Here is a 24611-nt window from a genome sequence, read left to right as displayed (position 1 = left end):
CATGGCAGAGTTCCCGATGCTCACCCACCGGCCCGAGTGGACGGCGCTGGCCGACCACCGCGCCCAGAGCCAGCCGCGGCTGCGCGAGCTGTTCGCGGCGGACCCCGGCCGCGCCGAGCGGTACGTCGTGCGGGTCGGCGACCTGCACATCGACTACAGCAAACAGCTGATCACCGACGAGACCCTGGCCCTGCTCCAGGAACTCGCCGCCGCCACCGGCGTGTTCGCGCTGCGCGACGCCATGTTCCGCGGCGAGAGGATCAACCTCACCGAGCGGCGGGCGGTGCTGCACACCGCGCTGCGCGCCCCACGGGACGCGGTGATCGAGGTCGACGGCGAGAACGTGGTGCCGAAGGTGCACGCCGTGCTGGACAAGATGGCCGGCTTCGCCGAGCGGATCCGCTCCGGCGAGTGGACCGGCCAGACCGGCAGGCGGATCCGCAACGTCGTCAACATCGGCATCGGCGGCTCCGACCTCGGCCCCGCGATGGCCTACGAGGCGCTGCGCCCGTACACCGCACGGGAGTTGACGTTCCGGTTCGTGTCGAACGTGGACGGCTCCGACCTGCACGAGGCGATCCGCGACCTGGATCCGGCGGAGACGCTGTTCATCGTGGCGTCCAAGACGTTCACCACGATCGAGACGATCACCAACGCCACCTCGGCCCGCTCGTGGCTGCTGAAGGCCTTCGAGGGCGACGAGAAGGCCGTCGCCAAGCACTTCGTGGCGCTGTCCACGAACGGCGAGAAGGTCACCGAGTTCGGTATCGACCCGGACAACATGTTCGAGTTCTGGGACTGGGTCGGCGGCCGGTACTCGTACGACTCCGCGATCGGCCTGTCCCTGATGATCGCCATCGGCCCGGACCGCTTCCGCGAGATGCTCGACGGTTTCCGGATCGTCGACGACCACTTCCGCACCGCGCCCGCCGAGGCCAACGCGCCGCTGCTGCTGGGCCTGCTGGGCATCTGGTACGACAACTTCCACGACGCGCAGACCCACGCGGTGCTGCCCTACTCGCACTACCTGTCGAAGTTCACCGCCTACCTCCAGCAGCTGGACATGGAGTCCAACGGCAAGTCGGTGCAGCGCGACGGCAACCCGGTGGAGTGGCAGACCGGCCCGGTCGTCTGGGGCACCCCGGGCACCAACGGGCAGCACGCGTACTACCAGTTGATCCACCAGGGCACGAGGCTCATCCCGGCGGACTTCATCGGTTTCGCCCGTCCGATCGGCGAGCTGAGCGAGGAACTCAAGGCCCAGCACGACCTGTTGATGGCCAACTTCTTCGCCCAGACCCAGGCGCTCGCCTTCGGCAAGACCGCCGAGGAGGTCCGCGCGGAGGGCGTGGCCGAGGAGCAGGTGGCGCACCGCACGTTCCGCGGCGACCACCCCACCACCACGATCCTCGCCACCGAGCTGACTCCGTCCGTGCTGGGCCAGCTGATCGCCCTCTACGAGCACAAGGTGTTCGTGCAGGGCGCGGTGTGGAACATCGACTCCTTCGACCAGTGGGGCGTGGAGCTGGGCAAGGTCCTCGCCAGGCGCGTCGAGCCGGCCCTCACCGAAGGCGCCGACGTGCCCGGTCTCGACCCGTCCACCACGGCCCTCGTCGCCGCCTACCGCACTCTCAAGAACGCAACGGAGAACTGATCATGCAGCTCGGTCTCATCGGTCTCGGCAAGATGGGCGGCAACATGCGCGAGCGGATCCGCCGCGCCGGCCACACCGTCATCGGCTACGACCGCAACCCGGAGGTCTCGGACGTCAAGAGCCTGGCCGAACTGGTCGAGAAGCTCGACGCGCCCCGCCATGTGTGGGTGATGGTCCCGGCCGGCACCGCCACCCAGACCGTCGTCGACGAACTCGGCGACCTGCTCTCCCCCGGTGACACGGTCATCGACGGCGGAAACTCCCGCTGGACGGACGACGAGAAGCACGCCGCCGCCCTGGGCATCAAGGGCATCGGCTTCGTCGACGCCGGTGTCTCCGGCGGTGTGTGGGGCCTGGAGAACGGCTACGCGCTGATGGTCGGCGGCGACAAGCAGCACGTGGAACCGCTGCAGCCGATCTTCGACGCGCTCAAGCCGGAGGGCCCGTACGGCTACGTCCACGCCGGGCGGGTCGGTGCCGGGCACTTCTCCAAGATGGTCCACAACGGCATCGAGTACGCCATGATGCAGGCGTACGCCGAGGGCTGGGAGCTGCTGGAGAAGGTCCACTCGGTGGAGAACGTCCGCGAGGTGTTCCGTTCCTGGCAGGAGGGCACGGTCATCCGCTCCTGGCTGCTGGACCTCGCCGTCAACGCCCTGGACGAGGACGAGCACCTGGACAAGCTGCGCGGCTACGCGGAGGACTCCGGCGAGGGCCGCTGGACCGTGGAGGCCGCCATCGACAACGCCGTACCGCTCCCGGCGATCACGGCGTCCCTGTTCGCCCGGTTCGCCTCCCGCCAGGACGACTCCCCGCAGATGAAGATGGTCGCCGCGCTGCGCAACCAGTTCGGCGGCCACGCGGTCGAGAAGAAGGACTGACCTGCCGTGGGGGACCTCCTGCTGGTCCGGCACGGTGAGACCGAGTGGAGCCGGTCGGGACAGCACACCAGCCGGACCGACCTGGCTCTCACGGACCACGGCGAGGAACAGGCCAAGTCCCTCGCCCCGCTCCTCACCGGCCGGGCCTACGCCCTGGCGCTGGCCAGCCCGCTCGGCCGAGCGCTGCGCACCGCCGAACTGGCCGGCATCACCGGGGTCGTCCCCGACCCCGACCTGCACGAGTGGGACTACGGCGGCTACGAGGGCCTCACCACCGCCGAGATCCACCGCAGCCGGCCCGGCTGGGACCTGTGGACCGACGGCGTGCCGCCCGGCCCCGAGGGGCACCCCGGCGAGTCGCCGGCCCGGGTCGGCGCCCGCGCCGACCGGGTCCTGGAGCGTGTGTCCCCGGCCCTGGCCGAGGGGGACGTGGTCCTGGTGGCGCACGCGCACTTCCTGCGCGTTCTCACCGCCCGCCGCCTGGGCCTGCCGCCCGCCGAGGGCCGGCTGTTCCAGCTGGCCACCGGCACGGTCAGCCGGCTGTCGACGGAACACGGCCGCCCGGTGATCGCCGAGTGGAACGTCCGTCCGTAGCCGGACACCGCACCCCCGTGTGCCCCCGGTCCGCCGCCTGCCGGCGGGCCGGGGGCACACGGCTTCCGGGGCCCCGGAGCCGGTCCGGGCGAGGCCGCTCCCGGCACCGGGCCGGCCCGACGGGACACCGGTCCCCGGCCCCGCGCACCTCCCGGGCAGCGCTGACGTGCGGACCGGTGCGCCGCCCCGCCGGTCGCACGAGCCGTCCGTGAGACCCCGTCCCGCGCCGGCGCCCTGCTTCTACAATCACCGGCACGCGAACAAGGGCGCCGTCACCGGCGCCTCACGGCCCGGAGGACAGCGATGACCAGCGTCGGGGAACCGGTACGACCGGGCGGGCGGGTGCGCGACGCGGCCCGCACCAAGGCCGAGATCCTCGACGTGGCCACCCAGGAGTTCGCCCGCGCCGGCTACGACGGCGCCCGGGTCGACGAGATCGCGGCCCGCACCCGCACCACCAAGCGGATGATCTACTACTACTTCGGCGGCAAGGAGCAGCTGTTCACGGCCGTGCTGGAGCGGGCCTACGGGGCCATCCGGGACGCCGAGCAGCAGCTCGACGTCGAGGACCTGGACCCGGTGGCCGCGATCCGCCGGCTGGTGGAGCTGACCTTCGACCACCACGAGCGGCACCCGGACTTCATCCGGCTGGTCAGCATCGAGAACATCCACGGCGCCGAGCACATCGCGGCCTCCGCGAAGCTGGGCCGGATCGGCTCCCCGGCGCTCGACGTGATCCGCCGCATCCTCGCCGCCGGAAAGGAGTCCGGGCTGTTCACGGCCGATGTGGACGCGGTCGACCTGCACGCGGTGATCAGTTCCTTCTGCTTCTTCCGGGTGGCCAACCGGCACACGTTCGGCACCCTGTTCGGCCGGGACCTGGCGGACCCGGCGCAGCGCGAGCACTACCGGACCATGCTCGGGGACATGGTGATCGCCTACCTGACGGCCGAGCGGACGGCCGGCTGAGCGGACACCTGGCCGCCGGTCCAGGGGTTTGACCAGCTGCGGAGCCGTTCGGCGGGGTGGGTCAGCGGCGTACGGCGGCGTCGAGCAGGGGGCCGAGTTCGCGGACGGCGGTGGTGAGGGGCCGTACGTCCCGTTCGGCGCGGGCCATCAGGATGGCGCCCTCCAGGGTGCTGATCATGAGGGTGGCCAGGGAGCCGGCGCGCTCCGCGGGGACGCCCAGGTCCGTCAGGGCCTCGGCGACCGGCCTGCGCCAGGTGGCGAACGCGGTGGCCGCCGCCTCCCGGGTCGAGTCGCCCGAGGCGGCGCAGTCGACCGTGGCGGCGGCGACCGGGCACCCCGCCGCGAACCCGTCCGCCGCGTACTCCTCGGTCCACTGCGCGGCCATCGCCGCGAACAGTCCGCTCGGGGCGGGACGCTCGAGTCCCGCGAGGAAGCGGGCGACGCGCCGGCCGGCGTACCGGCCGGCCCACTCGACCGCCTCGTTGACCAGCTGTTCCTTGCCGCCCGGGAAGTAGTGCTGGAGGGAGCCGCGCGGTGCGTCCGCGTGCGCGGCGACCTCGCGCATGCCGGTCGCGGTGACCCCGCCCCGCCGGATGAGCTGGGCCGCGCTGAACACCATCCGCTCCCGCGGTCCGCGCCGCGCCTCGGTCATCGTGCACCCTCCGTTCCTCACCGCCACCCTATGACCGCCGTCATAACGACGGCTACTATGACCGCTGTCATAGTCGGCCCGTGGCAGCGGAGGGCGTCCCATGCAGGTCGGGTTCATCGGTCTCGGAGTGATGGGCCGCCCCATGGCCCTGCGCCTGGCGTCCGCCGGCACCCCGCTGGTGGTCTGGAACCGGACCCCGGAGCGCGCGGAGCCGCTGCGCGCGGCCGGCGCCGAGGTCGCCGCGGACCCCGCCGAGGTGTTCGCGCGGGCGGACGTGGTGCTGCTGATGCTCGCCGACGGGACGGCGCTGGACGCGGTCCTCGGCCGGGCCACGCCCGGCCTGGCCGCACGGGTCGCCGACCGGACCGTCGTGCACATGGGCACGACGTCCCCGGAGTACTCCCGCGCCCTGGAGACGGACGTCCGCGCGGCCGGCGGCCGGTACGTCGAGGCGCCGGTCTCCGGTTCCCGGGTACCGGCGGAACAGGGACAGCTGGTGGCCATGCTCGCCGGGGAGGCGTCCGCCGTGGAGGACGTACGGCCGCTGCTGGCGCCGGTGTGCCGGGAGGCGTTCGGCTGCGGGCCGGTGCCGGGCGCGCTGCTGATGAAGCTGGCGGTGAACCTCTTCCTGATCACCCAGGTGACCGGGCTCACCGAGGCCTTCCACTTCGCCGAACGGCAGGGCCTGGACCGCCGGCTGTTCCTGGACGTCCTGGACGCGGGCCCGATGGCCAGCGCGGTGTCCCGGATGAAGGCGCCCAAGCTGCGCGAGCGGGACTTCGCGGTACAGGCGGCCGCGCTGGACGTGCTGAAGAACAACCGGCTGATCGCCGAGGCGGCCCGCGAGGCCGGCCTCGCCTCGCCGCTCCTCGACGTCTGCCACGCCCTGTTCGAGGAGACGGTGGCGCGGGGCCACGGCGGCGAGGACATGGTCGCCGTGCTGCGGGCGATCGAGGCGCGGACCGCCGGGGCGCCGTGAGCGGCGCCCCGGCCGCGGCTCAGCTCTTCGGGATGCCGTACGCCCGCTCGACGTGCAGCCGCACCACCAGGCGGCGGTCGCGGACCATCGCGGCCCGGTAGTCGTCCCAGTCCGGGTGTTCGCCGAGGACGTCCCGGTAGAGCCGGATCAGCTCCTCCACCGTGTCGTCGTGCGGGTCGGCGGCGACCGGGCTCAGCTCGGCGGTGCCCTCGGCGACGGTGTACGCCCAGCGGTCTCCGCTGGTGACGTGGTACGAGGCGCGCGGGTCCCGGCGGAGGTTGCGGGTCTTGGCACGGTCGTCGGTGACCGAGATCCGGATGATCCGCTCGTCGGGGTCGTAGGCGTGGCTGACGTTGGACAGCTGGGGGCGGCCGTCGCGCCGGAGGGTGACGAGCACGCCGACGTGGCCTTCGGAGAGCAGGCCGAGCAGCGCGTCCTGCGAGGAGTCCTGGGTCATACCCGGGTCAACTCGCCGCGGCACCTCGCGCATTCCCTCCTGCCCGACTGTCGGTAGACAGTGTCTACCGACACCTGGTAGACAGTGTCTATGACTGACTCCGACGCGGGCCTGCGGGCCCGTCTGGTCGACGTGGGCGTGGAGCTGCTGGCCGCCGAGGGAGCGCAGGCGCTGACCCTGCGGGAGATCGCCCGGCGCGCGGGCGTCTCGCACGGGGCGCCGCGCCGTTACTTCCCCACCCACCGGGAACTGCTGTCCGCGATCGCCCGGCGGGGCGTCGCCGAGCTGACCGACCGGGCGCACGCGGCGCTGGAGCGGGAGACCGGCGGGCCCCGCGCCCGGACGGCCGCGCTGGCGCGGACGTACCTGGAGTTCGCGCGGGAGCGGTCCGGCATGTACGAGCTGATGTTCCGTCACGACCTGCTGGAGAGCGGGCACCTGGGTCTGCGGGAGACGACTCTTCCGCTGTTCTCGCTGCTGGTGGATCAGATCGGCGCCACGGACCCGGACGCCGACGCCCGGCGGGTGGCGGCCGCGCTCTGGGCGAACCTGCACGGGATCGCCCAGCTGAGGCGTTGGCGCAGTCTCCAGCTCGCGCTCGGCGACGAGGACTTCGAGGCGCTGCTCGACACCGTCCTGGCCGCGCACCTGGGTCCCGGGGACGGGCGGTGAACCGGCCCTGGACGCTGGCGAGCAGCGTGGCGGGCGCGGTGGTCGTCGCGCTGGACGGTACGGTCCTCACGGTCGCACAGCCCAGCCTGCAAAGGGAGTTGCGGGCGTCGTTCGCCGAGGTGCAGTGGACCAGCACCGGCTATCTCGTGGCGGTGGCGAGCCTGCTGGTGTTCGCCGGGCGGCTCGGCGACCGGTACGGGCAGCGGCGGCTGTTCGGGATCGGCATGCTGGGCTTCGGCGCCGCCTCCGCCGGGATCGGCCTCGCGCCCGGGGTGGGCTGGGTGATCGGACTGCGGGTGGTGCAGGGCGTGTTCGGCGCGCTCTTGCAGCCGGCCACGCTGGGCATGCTGCGGGCCGCGTACCCGCCGGACCGGCTGGCCTCGCCGCTGGCCGTGCGGACCGCCGCGATCGGGCTCGCGGCGGCAGCGGGGCCGCTGGTGGGCGGGGCGCTGGTGACCGGTATGGGCTGGCGGGCGGTGTTCTTCGTCAACGTGCTGCACGCGCTCGCCTTCGGCCTGCCGGCCCTGCTGTGGTCCGGCCGGCCACCGGTACCCGACCGGACCCCGCTGGACCCGCCCGGGGCCGTCCTGCTCGCGGTGACGCTGGGCTGCCTGGTGTACGCCGTCACGGCCCGGCCGGTCTCCGGGGCGGCCCTCGCCCTGGCCGCGGTGACGGCGGCCGTCCTCGTCCGGCACGAGCGGCGCACGGCCGGCCCGCTGCTGCCGCCGCGGGTGATCGGCTCGCCGGCGGTCGGGGCGGCACTCGGCGTCCTGGTCGCCGTCTCCGCGTCCCTGTTCGGCACCCTGTTCGTCGCCACGTACGTACTGCAGCGCCGCCTCGGCCTCGATCCGTTCGACAGCGCCCTGCGCAGCCTGCCGCTCGCGGTGCTCATGGTGCTTTCGGCGGCGCTGTGCCCCGCGCTGCTGCGCCGGTGCGGGGCCCGGGTGACGACGGCGGGCGCCACCGCGGTGCTCGCGCTCGGCGTGCTCGTGCTGTCCGGGGCCACCGCCACGGCCGCCCTCGGCTGCGGGTTCGCGCTGCTGGGCGCCGGCTTCGGCACGGTGATGGTGGCGGCCACGCAGGTGATCGTACGGAGGGCGGAGGTGACGGCGGCCGGCGTGGCGGGCGGACTGCAGCAGACCGCGCTGAACATCGGCCCCGCCGTGGGCGTGGCCGGTGCCACCGCACTCCTCCCCGCCGGCCCCGGTCCGGCCCTGCTCGCCCTGGCGGCCCTGCCCGCCCTCATGGTGCCCGCGGCCCGCGCGCTACCGGGACGAGCCGGCGTCACGTCGATCACACACACCCCGGATGAACCGGTCCCGGCAGGTGGTCCTGCGCGACGATGAGGTGCGGGTCCGGCAGGGCGGCCGGAGCGCACCGCGGACGAGGCGACCGGAGGAGAGCGATGGCACAGCTGCGACAGGACGTGGAGCCGGCACGGGCGGGCCTGGACGCCGGCGCGCTGGACCGTCTGGACCGGCACTTCGCCGAGCACGTCGACGCCGGCCGGCTGCCCGGTTACCTGGTGTCCGTGGCCCGCGGCGGCCGGGTCGCGCACCTGACCACGTACGGCCTGCGGGACGTGGCGGCCGGGCTGCCGGTCGAGCCGGACACGCTGTGGCGGATCTACTCGATGACCAAGCCGGTCACCGCGGTCGCGGTGCTGCTGCTGGCCGAGGAGGGCCGGCTGTCCCTGGACGACCCGCTGGAGCGGCATCTGCCCGCCTTCGCCGGTCCCCGGGTGTACGTGGAGGGTTCGGGCGCCGACGTCCGCACCCGCCCGGCCGCCGGCCCCATCCTGATCCGGCACCTGCTGACCCACACCGCGGGCCTCACCTTCGGCTTCTACCACCGCCATCCCGTGGACGCGCTGTACCGCGAGGCGGGCCTTGAGTACTCGGTGCCGCCGGGCAAGGACCTCGCGGAGACCGTCGAGTTGTACGCGCGGATGCCGCTGCAGGCCGATCCGGGCACCCAGTGGAACTACTCGGTCGCCTCCAACGTGCTGGGCCGGGTCGTCGAGGTGGTCTCCGGGCAGCCCCTGGACACGTTCTTCGCCGAGCGGATCCTGCGGCCGCTCGGCATGACCGACACCGGCTTCCACATCTCCCCCGAACAGGCGCCCCGCCTGGCCGAGCTGTACGGCGAGACCGACGAGGGCGGGATCGAGCCGGTGCCGGGGCTGCCGGTGCACGGCCGGCCGCGGTTCCTGTCCGGCAGCGGCGGCCTGGTCTCCTCCGCCCACGACTTCCACCGGTTCATGGAGCTGCTGCGCCGGGGCGGCGAGCTGGACGGCGTACGGCTGCTGGCTCCGCGGACGCTCGCCCTGATGACCAGCAACCAGCTGCCGGGCGGGGCCACCATCGGCTCCTTCGGCGCGCCGGTCCACCGCGAACCGGGCAACGACGGCCTCGGCTTCGGCTTCAACGTCTCCGTCGTCACCGACCCGGCGCGCACCCTCGCCCCGTCCCACGCCGGCACCTACGGCTGGACCGGCGTGGCCACCACCGCGTTCTGGGTCGACCCGGCCCACGACCTGACCGTGCAGTTCATGACCCAGGTCCGCCCGAAGAAGCTGAAGGTCTTCCCCGAGCTGCGGCGGCTGGTGCACGAGGCGGTGACGGACTGACCCGCCGGCCGGCTACTGGCCCAGCGTCAGCATGAACTCCATTCCTTCCTCGGCGAGTTCGGCGAGCCAGCGGTCCGCGCGCTGGGCGGTCTCCGCCGCCCGGTGCAGGCCGGCCGGCAGGCTGCCGTCCAGGATGTGCCGGACGCCGAGGGCGAGCGGGCGGGAGACGCAGCGGGCCATCGCGGACTCGTCGGTGTCACCGGTCGTGTCGAGCAGGTAGGCGCCGGTCCAGGGGCGGCCCGCGCCCGTGTCGACCTCCAGGGAGACGGAGAGCACCACCCGGTCGCGGTCGGCCTTGGTGGTCGGGTGGGCCGCCGCCAGCTCCCGGGCCAGCGCGGCGATCCGCTCGTCGTCGGCCGCCGTCAGCTCCTCGAAGACCGGCTCCCACGCCTTCCGCCAGCCGTCCAGCCGCAGGGTGCCCCGCACGAAGGTGCGCGCCGTCCAGGCGGCGGGCAGGTCGTACCGGGCGAGGAACGGGAGGCTGTCGCGGTTGGGGTACGCCTCGAAGGTCTCGCCGCCCAGGACGAGCGGCCGGGTCGCCTCCCAGGGGCGCCCGGCCGTGGTCTCGGCGCCGTCCTCCAGGTAACGCGCGGGCGAGCGAAGGGCGTTCAGGACGCCGAGCGGCGCCCAGCTGAAGCGGTAGCGGAAGTCGTTCGGCACGGCCGGGACGCCGCCGCAGTAGGAGGTGAGCCGGTAGCCGGCCGGGGTCTGCTCGCCGATCCGCGCCCGGGCCCGGCCGATCAGGCTGTGCGCGAAGAGGTGGTCGACACCCGGGTCCAGGCCCGCCTCGGTGAGGACGACCACGCCCGCCGCCCGCGCGGCCGGCACCTGCTCGGCCACCTCCGGCGACACATAGCTGGAGCACGCGAAGTGCGCCCCGGCGCGCACACAGGCGGCGAGCAGCCCGGCGTGCTCCGGTGCCGGCAGCATCGACACCACGGCGTCCCCGGGCTCCAGCGCGGCGGCGAGGGCGCCGGGGGTGAGGGCGCGGGGCTCGGCGCGGCCGGTCAGGCCCAGGCCGGCCAGGGCCTCGGCCGCGCGGTCGGCGGTGCGGTGCCACAGCAGGACCCGGCCGGCCGAGGCGCACAGCGCGGCCAGTCCGCTGCCGGTGGACAGTCCGGCGCCGACCCAGTGGACGGTGCCGCTCGCCGGGACACGGCCGGTCATGACGTCCCCTCCTCTTCCCGGATACCGAGTTCACGGCAGGCCTGGTGGAACCGGTCGAGACAACGGCCCCAGGCGCCGCCAGGGCCGAAGGCGAGCAGCTGCGGCAGCAGGGCCGCCGAGAAGTCGGTGCTGGACTCCCGGGGCAGCAGGGACGGCAGGTTGTCGATGGCGATCAGGTCCAGCGGCGGCTCCTCGCGCAGCCTGCGCACCGGCTCCGTCCAGTCGGTGGTGCGGTCGTAGACCGGCAGCACGTTGAACGGGGAGCCGACGTCACAGGTGACGTCGCACACGGTGCGCAGCCGGCGGGCCGGGGAGTCCAGGTCCTCCTCGCGCAGGAACGGCGGGACCGGGCCGGTGGCGAGGACCGCGTTGACCAGGACGTCGTGCCCGAGCAGGGCCGGCCGGTCCAGGTCCCGGGTCTCCGCCAGGTCCCAGCGGGTCGCCTCGACGCCCGCCGTGCGGAAGGCGGCCCAGGCGCCCCGCCCGCTGCGTCCGAGGGCGCCGATCACCAGCGCCCTGAACTCCGGGTCCCCGGCCCGCGGGCGCAGCACGGCGTCCAGGTCGTCCTTGGCCGTGGGGGCGAGCGGCGCCGTCAGCCGGCCCCGGTGCCGGAGCACGGCGAGCGCGGCGCCCAGATAGCCCGCCCAGAAACCGAAGGCGGCCAGCCGGCGGCCCTCCTCGTCCACCAGGTACTCCAGGTCCAGCAGCGCCCCGCCGCCGGCCGCGAACCGGCGCAGCAGCTCGGCGGCGCCCGGCTGCTGCTTGTAGGCGTGCCCGAAGAAGATGTGCCGGTGCGGCAACTCGGCCGGTTCGTCGGGGAGTTCCTTCAGGCCGAGGATCACCGCGTCCCGGGGTGCCGTCACCCAGGAGCCCGCCGGGGCGCGGCGGCAGCCGGCCGCCTCGTACTCCTCGACGGGGAAGATCCGCTGCGGGGACTCCTCGACGGTCAGCGTCACCCCGCCGTCGACCAGCCGGCGGGCGTCGCCGGGTACGACCGGCGTGCGCCGTTCGGTGGTACGGGGCTCGTGGCGCAGCCACAGATGAAGCTGGGTCATACCAGGTTGGCCTCCGGGCGCGGGGCGCCGGCCGTGAACCGGCCGGCGCTCAGGGGGCTGATGTCCAGGAAGGGTACGCGTCCGAGGTACAGGTCGCGGATCACCTCGCCGACGGCCGGTCCCTGGAGGAAGCCGTGCCCGGAGAAGCCGGTGGCGTACAGGAAACGGGACACGGAAGTCGCCTCGCCGATCAGCGCGTTGTGATCGGGCGTGTTCTCGTACAGGCCGGCCCAGCCGCCGGTGCGGGGCAGCTCCAGCAGGGCGGGTGCGCGCTGCTGCATCGCCTCGGTGAGCCGCGGGATCCAGCGGTCGTGGCTGTCGGTGGCGAAGCCCGGCCTCTCGTCCGGGTCGGACATGCCGAGCAGCAGGCCGGGGCCCTCGCGGTGGAAGTAGAGACTGGTGGTGAAGTCGATGGTCATGGGCAGCGCGGCCGGCAGGCCGGGTACCGGTCCGGTGACGGCGATCTGCCGGCGCAGCGGCCGTACCGGCAGGTCCAGGCCCACCATGGCGCCGACCGCGCGGGACCAGGCGCCGGCCGCGCAGACCACCGTGCCCGTCTCGATCCGGCCGAGGGTCGTGCTGACCGCGGTGATGGTGTCGCCGCGCAGTTCGATGCCGGTGGCCTCGGTGTGGCGCAGGATGCGGGCGCCGTGGGCGCGGGCGGCACGCGCATAGCCGTGGACGACGGCCTCGGGGGTGCAGTGGCCGTCGTCCGGGGAGTACGCGGCGGCCAGCAGGCCGTCGGTGCGGATCAGCGGGGAGAGCCGGCGGGCCTCCTCGGGGGCGAGCAGGCGGCTGGGCACCCCGAGGGAGTTCTGGAGCCGCACGCCCGCCTCGAACGAGGCCACCTGACCGGGCGTGGAGAGCAGGAACAGATAGCCGACCCGGTGCAGCCCGATGTCCTGCCCGACCTCTTCCTCGAAGCGGCCGAACGCCTCCAGGCTGCGCGCGCCGAGCCGGATGTTCAGCTCGTCGGAGAACTGCGCCCGTACGCCGCCGGCGGCTCTGGAGGTGGAGCCGGCGGCGAGTTCGTCCCGTTCGACGAGGACCACGTCCCGCACTCCGGCGCGCGCCAGGTGCCAGGCGATGCTCGTGCCGATCACCCCGCCGCCGATGATGACCGCCTCGGCCCGAAGGTTCACCCGCCGCCTCCCTCACCGCGCTGCACACCCGTCGCCTGATCCTTTCCGGACGACGGCCCGCCGAATCGGCGGACGGGCGTCAGGAGCCGTGGGCGACGGCGTCCAGGTGCGGCAGGTGGTGGTCCATCCGCTCCCGCTTGGTCCGCAGGTAGGTGATGTTGCTCTCGCACGGCTCGATCAGCAGCGGCACCTGCTCGGCGACCTGGATGCCGTGCCGGACCAGCGCCTCCCGCTTGCGCGGGTTGTTGGACATCAGCCGTACCGAGCGCACCCCGAGGTCGCGCAGGATCTCCGCGGCCACGCGGTAGTCGCGGGCGTCGACCGGCAGGCCCAGCGCGAGGTTCGCCTCCACCGTGTCCAGGCCCTCCGCCTGGAGGGCCATCGCGCGCAGCTTGGCCAGCAGGCCGATCCCGCGGCCCTCGTGCCCCCTCAGGTAGACGACGATGCCGCTGCCCTCGGTGACCACGGCGCGCATCGCGGCCTCCAGCTGGTCCCCGCACTCGCAGTGCCGGGAGCCGAACGCGTCCCCGGTCAGGCACTCCGAGTGCAGCCGGACCAGCACGTTGTCGGGGCCGATCTCGCCGTACACCAGGGCCACTTGCTCGTCACCGCGGTCGTGGTCCAGGTAGCCGACCGCCTGGAATTTCCCGTACACGGTGGGCAGCGGTGCATTCACCACCCGTTCGGCACCCGAACGCCGGGGGGACTTCGTGCCGAGTACGCCGATGTTGACGCTGGTGTTTTCTGTCATGATCTTATTCCTAAAACAGAGACGAAAGGCCGTGAAATGATGAGTGGTTCGGGCGCGCGGGCGGCGTACGGGGCGGTGAGCGGCGTGATGCCGACGGACACCACGGAGGACGTACGGAGCCGGGGGGCGGGCGTTTCAGCACAGGTGGCCGTCCTTCCCGTGGGGAGCTTCGAACAGCACGGTCCGTTCCTGCCGCTGGCGACCGACACGCTGGTCGCCTGCGCCGTGGCGCGGGAGATCGCCGCCGCGTACCCGGTGCACCTCCTTCCGCCGGTGACGGTCTCCTGCTCGCACGAGCACGCGGCCTGGCCGGGGACCGTCAGCATCTCGGCCGTGACCCTGCACGCGGTGGTCGCTGACATAGCGGCGTCGCTGCGCCGCTCGGGCGTGGACGCGCTGGTCGTGGTCAACGGGCACGGCGGCAACTACGTGCTGGGCAACGTCGTCCAGGAGGCCTCCGCGCGCGGCGAGCGGATGGCGCTGTTCCCGGCCGCCGAGGACTGGGAGACGGCCCGGGAGCGGGCCGGAGTGGTCACCTCTCTGCTCACCGACATGCACGCGGGAGAAATCGAGACCTCGATTCTGCTGCACGCTCACCCCGAATTCGTCCGCCCTGGTCACGAGTCCGCCGATTTCACCGCCGACGACCGCCGTCATCTGCTCACCCTGGGAATGTCCGCCTATACCGAATCGGGCGTCATCGGCCGTCCTTCCCTCGGTTCGGCGGAAAAGGGAAAGGAACTGCTGGCGAGCCTCGCGGAGTCCTTCGAGCCGTACCTCGCGCTGCTCACCTCGCCCGCGGGACGGGAGTAGCGCCGGGTGGACCCGCGGCCGGGACCCGTGGGGGCGGTCCCGGTCGTCAGGCCGTCGCCGAGCGCGGCGTCGGGGGCGGGGGCCGGCGTTCCGCGGCGGACGGTCTCGTACCAGCGCCAGGCCAGGACGGCGGCGCCGGGCAGGCTCGCCAGGAGGCTCAGCACGCCGTAGACGACGGCGACCGCGACCCCGGTGTCCGCGCCGAGCCCCGCCGCGCCGAACGCCCAGGCGGTGACGCCCTCGCGGGGGCCGAAGCCGCCTACGTTCAGCGGCAGGCCCATGGCCAGCAGGGCGAGCACCGCGAGCGGCAGCAGCGCCGCGACCGGGGCGGCCGAGCCGGCGACCCGGGCCGCCACGACGAACATGAGCAGGTGTCCGGCCAGGACGATCGCGGAGGACAGCGCGACACCCGGTCCGCTGTGCCGTGACACCAGGCCCTGGCGGGCCTCGCCGAGCGTCCGGCGCAGCGCGCCGCCGCCCGGGCGGGCCGACGGGCGGTTCATCCGGACGGCGAGTACGACGGCGAGCGCGCCGACGGCGGCCAGGGCCGCGAGCGGGGCGAAGCCGCGGACCTCGGCGCGTACCGGGGACGGCAGGGTCAGCAGCACCACCGCACCGGCGACGGCCAGCGCGATCTGACCCGCGACGCGTTCGAGGACGACCGCCTTCACCCCGCGCCGGACGTCACCCTCGCTCTGTCCGTGCCGGACCGCCCGGTGCACGTCGCCCAGGATCCCGCCGGGCAGAGCCGCGTTCAGGAACAGCGCCCGGTAGTAGTCGGCGACGGCGGGGACCAGTGGCAGCCGCAGCCGCAGCCCGCGCGCCACCAGCTGCCACCGCCAGGCACTGAACGCGGTGGTGACCCCGCCGATCGCCAGCGCGGCCACCACCGTCGCCGTGTCGATCCGCCGCAGCCCGTCGACCAGCGCGCCGGTACCGAGCCGCCACAGCAGGAAGCCGAGGATGCCGACCCCGGCGAGGGTACCCACCCGCGTACGCAGCGCCTGGGAGCCGCGGCGCCGGGGGGCGGGGGCCTCCGGGGCCACGGCCGCCCCACCCGAAGCGGCCTCTTCGGCCGACGCGGCGGGCGCGGGGGCCGTGGCGCCGGCCGGGGTCACGCTCGTGGGGGACGCCGTCGCCGGCGCCACGCGCGCCCGTACCGTATCCGCCGTCGCCGTACGCGCCTGTGAACCGGCGTCAGCCCCCGCCACCACGCACGCGGCCGCATCCACCGTCGTCGCACGCGCGCGCGTGCCGATGTCGGCCGCCGTGCCGTGCGTGCCCGGTTCCGCCGGCGTCCTCGTACGCGCGCGTGTACGCAGGTCGGCCTCCGGTGCCACGTGTGCGCGTACCGCCTTCGTGGTCGGCGGCACCCTCGTTCCCGCTGTCGTGGTCCGGCCGGTCATGGTGTGCCGCCCGTCGGGCGGGGCAGGGCCAGGAGGTCGCTGTGGTGGAGGGTGACGTGCAGGGTGCCGGCCGCGCAGGCGGCGAGCCGGTCGCTCAGGTAGCGCTCGGCGCGGTCGCGCAGTTCCGGGCGCTCTTCGACGGCGGCGCCCACCCAGCCGCGCAGCCACTGCTCGGTGAGCGCGGTCTGCTCGGGGCCGAGCCGCCAGGGGCTCGGGTGCAGCCGGACCGTCGCCCCGCGCTCGGCGAACGCCTCGCAGGTCACGGTGACCGCGTCCGGGCCGAGCAGCCCGTCGCGCCGCTGGTGGGCGTTGAACGCCTCGGCGATCTCGGCGTCGAGGGGGTCCGCCGGGGTGAGGTCGACGCGCCCGGCGACGGAGAGGGTCAGCAGGGCCGGGCAGCCGGCGCCCGTGCAGGCGTCCGCCAGGGTCTCGGCCTCCTCCCGGGTGAGGACGTCGAGCAGCGCGGACGCGGTCACCAGCGAGGCCCCGGCCAGCGCGTCCGGGGTGAGCCGGGCGACGTCACCGCGCCGGGTCTCGACCGTGACGCGGCTGCCGTCGGCGGCGGAGCGCGGGGAGGCGACCGCGGCGAAGTGCAGCAGGTAGGGGTCGCGGTCGTGCAGGATCCAGTGCTGGGCGCCGTCCAGCCGGGGTGCGAGCCAGCGGCCCATGGAGCCGGTGCCGCAGCCCAGGTCGTGCACGACCAGTCCGCCCGTCCGGTTCGGCAGGTTGGCCAGCCGGATCCGCAGCGGGTCGAGCAGTTCCGGCGCGCGGGCCGCCGCGTCGGCGCCCTCCCGCAGCTGGAGCCACTCGGGCGCGTACCGCGGCGGCTCCTGCGGGCCCTCGTCCCGCAGCCGTACGGTGGCCCGCTCGCCGGGGCGGCCCACCGGCCCGGCACCGGCGATGACGGAGCCGGCGGTACCGTCGGCGGCTCCCGTACCGGGCTCCCCGCCGTCCTGCGCCGGGGCCTCTTCGCTCCGGGTCCTCGCGGTCTCCCGCACGGATTCCCCCTCTCCTGGCCCGGGCTGAGCCGGGATCAACCCCTGCGAACCGGACCGGACCGGCGCCGTTTCGTCTTTTCGCACGGTGCTCATGCCGCCCTCCCAGGGGGTTCCGGGAGCCGTCCGAGGACTCCCGCCAGGCTGCGGGCGGTGGTCGCCCAGCCGTCGAGCGCGGCGCGCCGCGCGCGGGCCGCTGCCTTGAGGCGGCGGCGTACGTCGGGTTCGCCGAACCAGCCGCGCAGTTCGGCGGCGAGCGCGGCGGGGTCCTCCGGCGGGACGAGGATGCCGGGCACCCCGCCGTCCGGTGCGCGGCCGACCGCCTCGGGCAGGCCGCCGACGTCGGTGGCGAGGACCGGGATGCCCCGGGCGAGGGCCTCGGTGACCGCCATGCCGTAGGTCTCGGCGTAGGAGGTGAGGACCATCAGGTCGGCCGCGGCGTAGGAGGCGTCGAGGTCGGCGCCGGAGCGCGGGCCGGTCAGGTGCAGGCGGTCGCCGAGGCCGTGCCGGGCGATCAGCTCCCGCAGATGGGCGACGTACGCGGGGTCGTGTCCGAGGCCGCCGACGCACTCGCAGGTCCACGGCAGGTCGCGGACCGTGGCGAGCGCCTCGATCAGCCGGTGCTGGCCCTTGCGCGGGGTCACGGCGGCCACGCACAGCAGCCGGGAGACGCCGTCGGTGCCGGGCGCGAGCGGCGCGATGTCGGCGCCGGGCGCGGCCATGTGCACCCGGTCGGGGGCGAGGCCGTGGTGGGCGACGAGCCGGCGGACCGCCCAGTCGCTGGTGGCGATCACCGCGCCCGCCGCCCGCAGCACCGCCCGTTCGCGGCTGTCCAGGTCGGCGGCGACGGCCGGGTCCAGGCCGGTCTCGTCACCGAGCGGCAGGTGGACGAGGACGGCGAGCCGCAGCCGCCCGGCCTCGGGGACGACGATCTCCGGGACGCCGCAGGCGACGAGGCCGTCGAGGAGGACGACCGTGTCGTCCGGCAGGTCCCGCAGTGTGCGGGCGAGCCGCTCGCGGGCGGTGCCGTCCGGGCGCGGCCAGCTGCCGGGCACGGCGTGCCGGACGGCCTGCCAGCCGAAGCCGGGCAGGTCCAGGCAGACGCGGCGGTCGTAGGCGTTGCCACCGCTGGGCGCGGCCGGGTCGTCGACGCCGCCCGGCATCACGAAGTGCACGGTGCGCAGGGACATGGGGATGATTCCGGCGTTCTCGGCGGCGGGCTGCGCGGGCACGTAGGTGAGGCGGGCCCGCTCCACGGTCAGGTCGGTCACAGGCCACGCTCGTAACTCGCCCAGGCGATGTGCGACTCGTGCAGGGTGACGGTGATCCCGGCGAGGCCCTTGGCGCCCTCGCCGAGGGCGCCCTTTCCGATCCGCTCGGCGAGCCGGTCGGCGATGACCTTGGCGAGGAACTCGGTGGACGTGTTGACACCCTTGAACTCGGGTTCGTCATCGAGGTTGCGGTAGTTCAGTTCGGCGGTGACGGCGGCCAGTTCCCGAGTGGCCAGGCCGATGTCGACCACGATGTTGTCCTCGTCCAGCTGCTGGCGGCGGAACGTCGCGTCCACCAGGAACGTGGCGCCGTGCAGTCGCTGCGCGGGCCCGAAGACCTCGCCGCGGAAGCTGTGGGCGATCATGATGTGATCGCGGACGGTGATGCTGAACAACGGACGACCCTCCAGGTGCGGCGCGTCTGGTCCCCCGGCCTTGTCCGCCGGGGGATGCCGTGTAGTACGGCTCTTCGCTTCCCCGTGTTCAGTCGGTCCTCACTCTTTTCTCACGTCGGACCGGACTCTTTTCTCAGGTCAGACCGGTCTCCGGGTACCGCACCCGGTGGCACAGAGCGGGGATCTCACCGGACGCCAGCCGGGGCATGACGGACGGGAGTTCCTCGAAGGCGCTCTCCCCGGTGACGAGCGCGTCCAGCGCCGGGTCGGCGAGCAGGTCCAGGGCGAGCGCCATCCGGTCGGCGTAGGTACGGCCGGCCCGGGCCGCCGGGGAGACGGTGCCGACCTGGCTGCTGCGCACGGTGAGCCGGCGGGAGTGGAAGGCCTCGCCGAGCGGCAGGGCCACGCTCCGGTCGCCGTACCAGCTCAGCTCGACGACGGTGCCCTCCGGGGCGAGGAGTTGCAGGGCGCGGGTGAGGCCGGCCTCGGTGGCGCTGGCGTGCACGACGAGGTCGCAGTCGCCGAGGGCGTCGGCGGGCGTGGCGAAGTCGGCGCCGAGCGCCTCGGCGGTCTTCGCGCGGGCGGGGTCGGCGTCGACCAGCTGGAGGCGGACGCCGGGGAAGCGGGCGAGCAGCGCGGTCACCGCGCAGCCGACCATGCCGCCGCCGACCACCGCGATCCGGTCGCCGATGAGCGGCCGCGCGTCCCACAGGGCGTTCACGGCGGTCTCGACGGTGCCGGCGAGGACGGCTCGTGCGGCGGGCACCCGCTCGGGCACCACGGTGACGGCGCTCACCGGAACGACGTAACGGCTCTGGTGCGGATACAGGCAGAAGACCGTACGGCCGATCAGCGCGGCCGGGCCCTGCTCGACCACGCCGACGCTCAGGTAGCCGTACTTCACCGGGCCCGGGAAGTCGCCCTCCTGGAACGGTGCCCGCATCACGGCGTGTTGGCTGTGCGGCACCCCGCCGCGGAAGACGAGCGTCTCCGTGCCCCGGCTCACCCCGGAGTACAGCGCGCGCACCAGGACCTCGTCGGCGGCGGGCTCCGCAAGGGTGACGTCGCGCAGCTCTCCGTGGCCGGGCGAGCGGAGCCAGAAAGCGCGGGCCGACCGGTTCATCGGCATCCTCCTGAACGATCGGGAAGTTGTTCACGTACCGAGTTGTGCACAGGCCGCGCACAGTACGCGGCGTTGATCGACTCTGTCACTCGGCCGGAGGGTGTGCGGTGGCCCTGAACAACACGTATGACGCGAGGCTCCAGCAGGAGACCGCTGTGGGAGCGGGCGTGCAGATCCTGCTGCTGGCCCTGCTCGGCTCGGCGATCGGCATGGGGCCGGTCGGCTGGCTGACGGGACTCGTGTTCGCGTTCGCCACCTGGGCGGTCCTCTCCCGTGCCGTGCACCGCTCCCGGCTGCGTTCCTTCGGCCCCGCGAACCGGGTCACGCTCGGCCGGTCCACCCTGGTCGGCGGGGTGACCGCGCTGGTCGCGGACTCCTTCGAGAGCGCGCCGCCGGTGACGCTGCTGGTCGCGCTGACCGCGGTGGCGCTGCTGCTGGACGGCGTGGACGGCAAGGTCGCCCGCCGCACCGGCACCTCGTCCGCGCTCGGCGCGCGCTTCGACATGGAGGTCGACGCGTTCCTGATCCTGGTGCTGAGTGTGTACGTGTCCACGCAGCTCGGGCCGTGGGTGCTGCTCATCGGCGGCATGCGGTACGCGTTCGTCGCCGCGGCCCGGATCGCACCGTGGCTGACCGCGCCGCTGCCGCCGTCGTTCGCCCGCAAGACCGTCGCCGCGGTCCAGGGTGTGTGCCTGCTCGTGGCGGGCGCGGAGCTGCTGCCGGGCCCGGTCAACCTCGCGATCGTGCTGCTGGCGCTGGGGTCGCTGGTGTGGTCCTTCGGCCGGGACGTCGCGTGGCTGTGGCGGAACGCGCGGACGCCGCTGGTGGTACCGGCCGAGCAGTTGCTGGAGCTGGAGCTGGCGGCGCGCTGAGCGGCGGAGCAGAGGGGCGAGGGCCCGGACCGGCGGCCGGTCCGGGCCCTCGCGCATGCCGTCGCGGGTCGTGCCGTTCCGGCCGTGCGGCCCGGCCCCGGACGAGCGCGAAGGCGGCCGCGGCCAGGCCGAGCACGCCGGCGGCCGGCCCGGCGACGCGGAGTCCGCGGGCGGTGGTGTCGCTGCTGTCCGCCGCCCTGGTGGGGCGGGGGCTTCAACACCGGCACCGGGTTCTTCGGCTCGTCACCGCCGGCCGCCGGCTGCCCGGTCCACCCGCCGGGCCGGGGCGGCCGTCGCTCCCGGACGACGACCGGGCGGGTGGACGCGGTAAGCGGTGGTCGTGGTCGACGCCTGCCGGTTCACGCCGCCGGCGGAAAACGCCGGCGAACAGCGGCCGGTCCGGGCACGGCGCGTGTACTGTGGCCGCGGTCTGCGCCGGCTCCGGAAGGACGGGGCCGCGGCAGGAGGGAACGTGGACCGCTGCCACCGGCAGGTGCCGGACCGTTCCTCCGCCGCGAACGGCATCCGCGGCCGCGCTCGCCCCGCCGTCCGACAAGGAACAGACGACCCGTCATGGCCCTCCCCTCCCCCGCAGCCGCCGTCGCGAGCGGCACCCGCGCGCCGGACCGGCTGCGCAGGGGCGTCCGGGAGGCGGTCACCGTGCTGGGCACGGGCTTCCTCCGGCACCCGGACAACGGCACGCTACGTCAGCGCGTGCGCCCCGGGGAGCTGCAGACGGCGCTGGTGCGCCTGGTGTACCGGCTGCTGTTCCTCTTCGTCGCCGAGGACCGGGACGCGCTGCTCCTGCCCGGCGCCGGCCCGGTCGCCCGCCGACGGTACGAGCGGTCCTTCTCGTCGGCCCGGCTGCGCGCCCACGCCCGCGCACAGCACGGCACGGCGCACGGTGACCGCTACGAGGCCCTGCGCCTCGTGCTGACCTCGCTCGGCCGGGAGCAGGGCCGCCCCGAGCTGGGCCTGCCGGGCCTCGGCGGGCTGTTCACCGAGACCGGCGCCGACGCTCCCCTGCGCGGCCTGAGGCTGACCGACGAGGCCCTGCTGACCGCCGTACGCCACCTGTGCGAGGTCCCCGACGGCGGTGCGGGCCGCCGGCGTGCGGTGGACCACGGGCAGCTGGGCGCGGAGGAACTCGGCTCGGTCTACGAGTCGCTGCTGGAGCTTGAGCCCCGGTACGACGCGGTGGGGCTGCGGTTCGCACTGGTCGAGGCGGCTGGCAACTCCCGGAAGCGGACGGGGAGTTACTACACGCCGTCGTCGCTGGTCGAGTGTCTGCTGGACTCCGCGCTGGACCCGGTGGTCCAGGACGCGGTGCGGCGCGGCGAGGAGGCGGCGGCCCGCGCGGGCGCGTCCGATCCGGCCGGGGCGGTTGTGCGCGAGCTGCTGTCCCTGAAGGTGTGCGACCCGGCGTGCGGCTTCGGCCACTTCCTGGTGGCGGCGGCCCGCCGGATCGCCAGGCAGGTGGCGGCCGTCCGGGAAGGCGGCCCGGAGCCGGCACCGGAGGCGGTCCGCCGGGCCCTGCACGAGGTGGTCGCCCGGTGCGTGTACGGCGTGGACCTCGACCCGATGGCCGTGGAACTGGCGAAGGTCTCGCTGTGGCTGGAGGCGCCGGAGCCGGGCAGGCCGCTCGGTTTCCTCGACGCCCGCCTCAAGCACGGCAACGGGCTGATCGGCGCGACCCCGAGACTGCTCGCGGCCGGCGTGCCCACGGACGCGTTCAAGCCGATCGAGGGCGACGACAGCCGGACCGCCGGCCGACTACAGCGGCGCAACCGGGCCGAGCGGGAGGACCGAGCCGGGCACGAAGACCGGACCGAACGCGAAGACCAGACCGAGCACGAAGACCGGACCGAACGCGAAGACCAGACCGAGCACGAAGACCAGACCGAGCACGAAGACCGGACCGAACGCGAAGACCAAGCCGAACGCGAAGGCCAGGACGCGCCGCCCTCCGGGGGCCCCACCGGCCCCGCCGGCCCCGGCCGCCACGCGCCCGTACCGGACCGGGTCCCGGCCGCCCCCGCCGGCTCGCCCCCCGGCCTCCGCCACCGGGATTCGGCGTACCGCCCCCACGGCGGCCCCGCCGCCCGCCGCCGGGACCTGCACGCGGCCGACGCCTGGTGCGCGGCCTTCGTCTGGCCGAAACGGCCGGGCGCCCCCGAGGCCCCCACGGACCGGGTGTTCCGGTGCCTGCGCCGGGGCGACCGGGCCGCCGTACCGGACGCGACACACGCCGAGATCACGCGGCTGCGCGAGGAGTACGGCTTCTTCCACTGGCATCTGGAGTTCCCCGAGGTCTTCCCGGTGCCCGGGTCCGGCGCGGACGTCCGGCCGGAGACCGGCTGGGCCGGCGGCTTCGACGCGGTGCTGGGCAACCCGCCGTGGGAGCGGGTCAAGCTGCAGGAGCAGGAGTTCTTCGCCGGGCGCAGCCCCCGCATCGCCCGCGCCGGGAACGCGGCGGCCCGCAAGCGGGCCATCGCCGAGCTGCGTGACACCCCCGAAGGACGGCCGCTGTTCGAGGAGTTCGCGGCCGCCAAGCGACGCTGCGAGGGCGAGAGCCACTTCCTGCGGGTCAGCGGCCGGCACCCGCTGACCGGGCGGGGCGACATCAACACGTACGCCGTCTTCACGGAGACCGGTCACGCCCTGACCGGCCCGCGGGGACGCACCGGGATCATCGTGCCGACCGGCATCGCCACGGACGCGACCACCCGGTTCTTCTTCAAGGACCTGGTCACCCGCGGCCGGCTGGACGCGCTGTACGACTTCGAGAACGAGGACAGGGTCTTCCCCGGCGTCCACAACCAGCTGCGGTTCTGCCTGCTCACCCTGCGCGGCACCGGCGACGTGGACGAGCCCGCGCAGGTGGTGTTCAAGGTGCGCCGGGCCGCCCAGATCGCCGAGCGCCGCTACCGGCTGACGGCGCGGGACATCCTGCGGGTGCACCCCAACACCGGCACCTGCCCGGTGTTCGGCACCCGCCGGGACGCCGAGATCACCCGGGGCATCCACCGCCGGGTCCCGGTGCTCGTGCACGAGTCGCGGGCGGAGGGCAACCCGTGGGGCGTGACGTTCCTGCGCATGTTCGACATGGCGAACGACTCCGGTGTCTTCCGGCCCGACGCGCGGCACGGCGAGACCCTCGACGACCTCCTGGAGGACGGCTGGAACCTCAAGGGCGCCGTTCTGTCCCGCGGCGAGGAGCGGATGCTGCCGCTGTACGAGGCGAAGATGCTGCACCACTACGACCACCGCTTCGCCACGTACGAGGGTGCCACCGAGCAGCAGCTGAACAAGGGCACGCTGCCCCGGCTGCCTGCGGAGCTGCACCAGGACGCGGCGGCCGGCCCGCTGCCACGCTACTGGGTGCCGGAACACGACGTACCCACGGGCGCGTTCGGCCGCCGGGGCCGGCAGGTCCGGGCGGCGGGCGTCCGCTCCCGGCTGGCCGCCCGGGGCTGGACGCGGGACTGGGTGCTCGGCTGGCGGGACATCACCAACAAGAGCAACGAACGCACCATGATCTGCGCGGTCGCTCCGGCCTACGGCTTCGGCCACAAGTTCATGCTGGCGCTCAGCGACGGGGCCGCCCTGCTGGCGGGCGTGTGGTCCTCGTTCGTGCTGGACTACGCGGCCCGTCAGTCGGTCGGCGGGACGTCCATGAGCTACTTCGTGGTCCGCCAGCTCCCCGTTCCGGCACCGGCCACCCTGGCCCGGCACACCGGTTTCCTCGTGCCCCGCCTCACCGAACTGACCTATACGTCCTGGGACCTGTGCGGCTACGCCCGCGACCTCGGTGACACCGGCGCGCCCTTCCGCTGGGACCCGGAACGCCGGGCGGTGCTCCGGGCCGAACTGGATGCCTTCTTCTTCCACCTGTACGGCGTCTCCCGCGACGACACGGCGTACGTCCTGGACACCTTCAACGTCACCCGCGGCAACGACCTGAAGAGGTACGGCCGTTACCGCACACAGGAGCTGATCCTCACCGAGTACGACCGCATGACCACCGCCGGCCTCGCCCTCGGCACCCCCCTGACGGACGGCCGGAACTACACCTCCGCCCTGACCCCGCCACCGGGCCGGGGCCCCCGGCACCCGGCCCCCTGAGGGGACTTG

At 74.3% G+C, this 24611-nt stretch carries 21 protein-coding genes and 1 pseudogene; 11 read left to right on the top strand and 11 right to left on the bottom strand.

Going from position 1 to position 24611, the window contains the following annotated elements; all coding sequences use genetic code 11:
* The first annotated feature begins 1 nt into the window (after position 1).
* From pgi to S1361_RS32915, 4 genes are all read left to right on the top strand, one after another.
* Positions 2-1654 carry a glucose-6-phosphate isomerase gene (gene pgi, locus S1361_RS32930; protein WP_208035512.1) on the top strand — a complete coding sequence of 551 codons (1653 nt, stop codon included), beginning with the start codon at positions 2-4 and terminating at the stop codon, positions 1652-1654.
* A 2-nt stretch (positions 1655-1656) separates the two neighbouring features.
* A complete protein-coding gene (gene gnd / locus S1361_RS32925) occupies positions 1657-2535 on the top strand; it encodes a phosphogluconate dehydrogenase (NAD(+)-dependent, decarboxylating) (protein ID WP_208035511.1) in 879 nt (292 codons plus the stop codon).
* A 6-nt stretch (positions 2536-2541) separates the two neighbouring features.
* Complete coding sequence (locus tag S1361_RS32920; protein ID WP_208035510.1) at positions 2542-3129, top strand: histidine phosphatase family protein; 588 nt, start codon at positions 2542-2544, stop codon at positions 3127-3129.
* A 303-nt stretch (positions 3130-3432) separates the two neighbouring features.
* Positions 3433-4098, top strand: coding sequence for a TetR/AcrR family transcriptional regulator (locus tag S1361_RS32915; protein ID WP_208035509.1), 666 nt, complete (start codon positions 3433-3435; stop codon positions 4096-4098).
* 61 nt (positions 4099-4159) lie between these two features.
* Here S1361_RS32915 and S1361_RS32910 read toward each other — a convergent pair whose 3' ends face one another.
* Positions 4160-4750, bottom strand: a complete 591-nt coding sequence (locus S1361_RS32910) for a TetR/AcrR family transcriptional regulator (RefSeq protein ID WP_208035508.1) — start codon at positions 4748-4750, stop codon at positions 4160-4162.
* A gap of 100 nt (positions 4751-4850) precedes the next feature.
* On the opposite strand from S1361_RS32910, the gene S1361_RS32905 reads away from it, so the two are divergent.
* On the top strand, positions 4851-5729 hold the full coding sequence (locus S1361_RS32905; protein ID WP_208035507.1) for an NAD(P)-dependent oxidoreductase: 879 nt from the start codon (positions 4851-4853) through the stop codon (positions 5727-5729).
* Positions 5730-5748: 19 nt separating this feature from the next.
* On the opposite strand, the gene S1361_RS32900 is transcribed toward S1361_RS32905, so the two are convergent.
* Entirely contained in the window at positions 5749-6186 is a 438-nt protein-coding gene (locus S1361_RS32900; protein ID WP_208035506.1) for a PPOX class F420-dependent oxidoreductase, read from the bottom strand.
* A 90-nt stretch (positions 6187-6276) separates the two neighbouring features.
* Here S1361_RS32900 and S1361_RS32895 point away from each other — a divergent pair, with 90 nt between their 5' ends.
* From S1361_RS32895 to S1361_RS32885, 3 genes are read left to right on the top strand one after another with little or no spacing between them, the layout of a single operon-like run.
* The gene (locus S1361_RS32895; RefSeq protein WP_208035505.1) at positions 6277-6858 is read left to right on the top strand and encodes a TetR/AcrR family transcriptional regulator; all 582 of its coding nucleotides are present in this window, start codon (positions 6277-6279) and stop codon (positions 6856-6858) included.
* Positions 6855-8204, top strand: coding sequence for an MFS transporter (locus S1361_RS32890; RefSeq protein WP_208035504.1), 1350 nt, complete (start codon positions 6855-6857; stop codon positions 8202-8204). Before S1361_RS32895 ends, S1361_RS32890 begins: the two co-directional genes overlap by 4 nt.
* 59 nt (positions 8205-8263) lie before the next feature.
* Positions 8264-9487 (top strand): serine hydrolase domain-containing protein, encoded by a 1224-nt coding sequence (locus tag S1361_RS32885; RefSeq protein ID WP_208035503.1) that lies wholly within the window; start codon positions 8264-8266, stop codon positions 9485-9487.
* Between the two features lie 12 nt (positions 9488-9499).
* On the opposite strand, the gene S1361_RS32880 is transcribed toward S1361_RS32885, so the two are convergent.
* The 4 genes from S1361_RS32880 to ribA all read right to left on the bottom strand — a co-directional run bounded on the left by S1361_RS32880 (position 9500) and on the right by ribA (position 13602).
* Entirely contained in the window at positions 9500-10654 is a 1155-nt protein-coding gene (locus S1361_RS32880) for a saccharopine dehydrogenase family protein (protein WP_208035502.1), read from the bottom strand.
* On the bottom strand, positions 10651-11709 hold the full coding sequence (locus tag S1361_RS32875) for a saccharopine dehydrogenase (protein ID WP_208035501.1): 1059 nt from the start codon (positions 11707-11709) through the stop codon (positions 10651-10653). The genes S1361_RS32880 and S1361_RS32875 overlap by 4 nt, the downstream gene beginning before the upstream one ends.
* On the bottom strand, positions 11706-12851 hold the full coding sequence (locus S1361_RS32870; RefSeq protein ID WP_208035500.1) for an NAD(P)/FAD-dependent oxidoreductase: 1146 nt from the start codon (positions 12849-12851) through the stop codon (positions 11706-11708). Before S1361_RS32870 ends, S1361_RS32875 begins: the two co-directional genes overlap by 4 nt.
* Before the next feature lie 79 nt (positions 12852-12930).
* A complete protein-coding gene (gene ribA / locus S1361_RS32865; protein ID WP_208035499.1) occupies positions 12931-13602 on the bottom strand; it encodes a GTP cyclohydrolase II in 672 nt (223 codons plus the stop codon).
* Positions 13603-13641: 39 nt separating this feature from the next.
* Here ribA and S1361_RS32860 point away from each other — a divergent pair.
* Positions 13642-14397, top strand: a pseudogene (locus S1361_RS32860) (creatininase family protein); the annotation flags it as partial.
* Here the strand turns inward: S1361_RS32860 and S1361_RS39535 are convergent.
* The 5 genes from S1361_RS39535 to S1361_RS32840 form a co-directional block, all read right to left on the bottom strand.
* A complete protein-coding gene (locus tag S1361_RS39535; RefSeq protein WP_425087675.1) occupies positions 14283-15563 on the bottom strand; it encodes a lysylphosphatidylglycerol synthase transmembrane domain-containing protein in 1281 nt (426 codons plus the stop codon). The pseudogene S1361_RS32860 and the gene S1361_RS39535 sit on opposite strands and share 115 nt — an antisense overlap.
* 254 nt (positions 15564-15817) lie before the next feature.
* Positions 15818-16723 (bottom strand): class I SAM-dependent methyltransferase, encoded by a 906-nt coding sequence (locus S1361_RS32855; RefSeq protein WP_425088100.1) that lies wholly within the window; start codon positions 16721-16723, stop codon positions 15818-15820.
* A 185-nt stretch (positions 16724-16908) separates the two neighbouring features.
* Positions 16909-18087, bottom strand: a complete 1179-nt coding sequence (locus S1361_RS32850) for a glycosyltransferase family 4 protein (RefSeq protein WP_208035497.1) — start codon at positions 18085-18087, stop codon at positions 16909-16911.
* The gene (locus tag S1361_RS32845; protein ID WP_208035496.1) at positions 18084-18482 is read right to left on the bottom strand and encodes a 6-pyruvoyl trahydropterin synthase family protein; all 399 of its coding nucleotides are present in this window, start codon (positions 18480-18482) and stop codon (positions 18084-18086) included. The genes S1361_RS32850 and S1361_RS32845 overlap by 4 nt, the downstream gene beginning before the upstream one ends.
* Positions 18483-18615: 133 nt before the next feature.
* Complete coding sequence (locus S1361_RS32840) at positions 18616-19605, bottom strand: zinc-dependent alcohol dehydrogenase (protein ID WP_208035495.1); 990 nt, start codon at positions 19603-19605, stop codon at positions 18616-18618.
* Between the two features lie 107 nt (positions 19606-19712).
* Between S1361_RS32840 and S1361_RS32835 the strand changes: the two genes are divergently transcribed.
* A complete protein-coding gene (locus S1361_RS32835) occupies positions 19713-20477 on the top strand; it encodes a CDP-alcohol phosphatidyltransferase family protein (protein WP_208035494.1) in 765 nt (254 codons plus the stop codon).
* A gap of 573 nt (positions 20478-21050) precedes the next feature.
* Positions 21051-24602: an Eco57I restriction-modification methylase domain-containing protein gene (locus S1361_RS32830; RefSeq protein ID WP_208035493.1), complete on the top strand. Its 3552-nt coding sequence runs from the start codon at positions 21051-21053 to the stop codon at positions 24600-24602.
* The last annotated feature ends 9 nt before the right edge of the window (positions 24603-24611 follow it).

The organism is Streptomyces cyanogenus (genome assembly GCF_017526105.1).
Classification (GTDB): domain Bacteria; phylum Actinomycetota; class Actinomycetes; order Streptomycetales; family Streptomycetaceae; genus Streptomyces; species Streptomyces cyanogenus.
Note: the sequence above shows the minus strand (reverse complement) of the source record. Positions and strands in the feature narration are given on the sequence as shown.

Excerpts from the sequence above, each read along its gene's own strand:
- pgi (WP_208035512.1), top strand. The coding sequence starts at position 2 with ATGGCAGAGTTCCCGATGCTCACCCACCGGCCCGAGTGGACGGCGCTG.
- gnd (WP_208035511.1), top strand. The coding sequence starts at position 1,657 with ATGCAGCTCGGTCTCATCGGTCTCGGCAAGATGGGCGGCAACATGCGC.
- S1361_RS32915 (WP_208035509.1), top strand. The coding sequence starts at position 3,433 with ATGACCAGCGTCGGGGAACCGGTACGACCGGGCGGGCGGGTGCGCGAC.
- S1361_RS32910 (WP_208035508.1), bottom strand. The coding sequence starts at position 4,750 with ATGACCGAGGCGCGGCGCGGACCGCGGGAGCGGATGGTGTTCAGCGCG.
- S1361_RS32905 (WP_208035507.1), top strand. The coding sequence starts at position 4,851 with ATGCAGGTCGGGTTCATCGGTCTCGGAGTGATGGGCCGCCCCATGGCC.
- S1361_RS32900 (WP_208035506.1), bottom strand. The coding sequence starts at position 6,186 with ATGACCCAGGACTCCTCGCAGGACGCGCTGCTCGGCCTGCTCTCCGAA.
- S1361_RS32895 (WP_208035505.1), top strand. The coding sequence starts at position 6,277 with ATGACTGACTCCGACGCGGGCCTGCGGGCCCGTCTGGTCGACGTGGGC.
- S1361_RS32885 (WP_208035503.1), top strand. The coding sequence starts at position 8,264 with ATGGCACAGCTGCGACAGGACGTGGAGCCGGCACGGGCGGGCCTGGAC.
- S1361_RS32880 (WP_208035502.1), bottom strand. The coding sequence starts at position 10,654 with ATGACCGGCCGTGTCCCGGCGAGCGGCACCGTCCACTGGGTCGGCGCC.
- S1361_RS32875 (WP_208035501.1), bottom strand. The coding sequence starts at position 11,709 with ATGACCCAGCTTCATCTGTGGCTGCGCCACGAGCCCCGTACCACCGAA.
- ribA (WP_208035499.1), bottom strand. The coding sequence starts at position 13,602 with ATGACAGAAAACACCAGCGTCAACATCGGCGTACTCGGCACGAAGTCC.
- S1361_RS32840 (WP_208035495.1), bottom strand. The coding sequence starts at position 19,605 with ATGAACCGGTCGGCCCGCGCTTTCTGGCTCCGCTCGCCCGGCCACGGA.
- S1361_RS32830 (WP_208035493.1), top strand. The coding sequence starts at position 21,051 with ATGGCCCTCCCCTCCCCCGCAGCCGCCGTCGCGAGCGGCACCCGCGCG.